Source organism: Streptomyces sp. 7N604 (genome assembly GCF_052245475.1).
In the GTDB taxonomy this organism is placed as follows: Bacteria; Actinomycetota; Actinomycetes; order Streptomycetales; family Streptomycetaceae; genus Streptomyces.
In genome coordinates this window covers 1-1,003 of sequence record NZ_JBQQBX010000100.1, presented here as the reverse complement: position 1 = coordinate 1,003, position 1,003 = coordinate 1, and the positions used below count along the sequence as shown (strand labels likewise).

The 1,003-nt window shown below is 70.8% G+C and carries 1 pseudogene; it reads left to right on the top strand.

The features are described 5' to 3' along the window. Positions 1-37 precede the first annotated feature (37 nt). Positions 38-1,003 (top strand): annotated as a pseudogene (locus tag ACTWP8_RS38175) (IS630 family transposase); the annotation flags it as partial.

Genomic DNA, 1,003 nt, shown 5'->3' with positions numbered 1-1,003 from the left:
GGCTGACGGCTGGTGATCCCTGCGGTATGCCGTCTCCATGAGGTATGCGCAGGGCGGCGGGCTGACCGCCGAACGCCGGGCGTTTCGTGAGCGGTTGCGGTTGGAGGCGGCCAAGCGGTTCGTTCAGGGGGATGAGAATGCGGTTATCGCGCATGACCTGCGGGTCAGCGTGCGCTCCGTTCAGCGGTGGCGAAAAGCCTGGTCGGAGGGTGGTCCGCGGGCCCTGGTCTCGAAAGGACCCGCCTCGCTGCCGCTGCTGAGCGAGGAGCTGTTCGCGGCCCTGGAGGCCGAGCTGGACAAAGGACCTGTTGCGCATGGCTGGCCGGATCAGACCTGGACGCTGGCGCGGATCAAGACCCTGATCGGGCGGCGCTTCCACCAGAGCTACACGATCCAGGGGGTGGCGGCCCTGCTCAAGCGGCACGGCTGGAGCTGCCAAGTCCCGGCACGACGCGCCGTCGAGCGCGAGGAGGCGGCGGTGGCCGGCTGGATGAAGGAGACCTGGCCGCAGGTGGAAGGACCGCGGCGGCGCTCGACGCCTGGCTCGTCTTCGAGGACGAAGCCGGCTTCTCGATGACGCCGCCTGTCGCCCGCACCTGGGCCCGCCGCGGCCGCACTCCCATCGTGCGGGTCCGCGGCCGCTCCCGCCGCCGCTTATCGCTCGCCGCGCTGGCCTGCTACAAGCCCGGCCAGCCGTCCCGGCTGATCTACCGGCCGCGTCCGGACAGGCGCCCGGACGGGCGCAAGAGCTTCGCCTGGACCGACTACCGCGACCTCATCCAGGCCGCGCACGCGCAGCTCGGCGGCCCGATCGTGCTGGTGTGGGACAACCTCAACACCCACCTCGCCGCCGGCATGCGCCGCTACATCGCCGACCGGGAGTGGCTCACGGTCTACCAGCTGCCGTCCTACGCGCCCGACCTGAACCCCGTGGAAGGGATCTGGTCCATCCTGCGCCGCACCACCCTGGCCAACCGTGCTTTCGCCGATCCCGAAGAGCTGA